This is a genomic window from Bacillus pretiosus (assembly GCF_051294775.1).
Classification (GTDB): domain Bacteria; phylum Bacillota; class Bacilli; order Bacillales; family Bacillaceae_G; genus Bacillus_A; species Bacillus_A wiedmannii.
Genome location: NZ_JBPPHF010000311.1, coordinates 1 through 295 on the forward strand (window position 1 = coordinate 1; position 295 = coordinate 295).

Below are 295 nucleotides of genomic sequence, written 5' to 3' on the forward strand. Positions count from 1 at the left end.
TAAGGTACAATTAGTGCGGTAGTTATGATGTACGGGCATTATCATAAAGATATGCCGTTAAAACCTCGAACGCTTTTATTTCCTATCTTTGGGGAGAGATTGCGAAAGAGTTGGCTTGGAACAATGATCGATGTATTTGCCATTATTGCGGTAGCTGCAGGGACGATTGGTGCAATCGGATTTTTAGGTCTACAAGCAAGTTATGGGTTACAAGCATTGTTTAACATTCCTGATGTGTTTACTACTCAATTAGCTATTATTTTTTGTGTAGTAGCTGTTTCTACTATATCTGCGG

At 38.6% G+C, this 295-nt stretch carries 1 pseudogene; it reads left to right on the top strand.

Going from position 1 to position 295, the window contains the following annotated elements:
• A pseudogene (locus tag ACSG5Z_RS31020) lies at positions 1-295 on the top strand (BCCT family transporter); the annotation flags it as partial.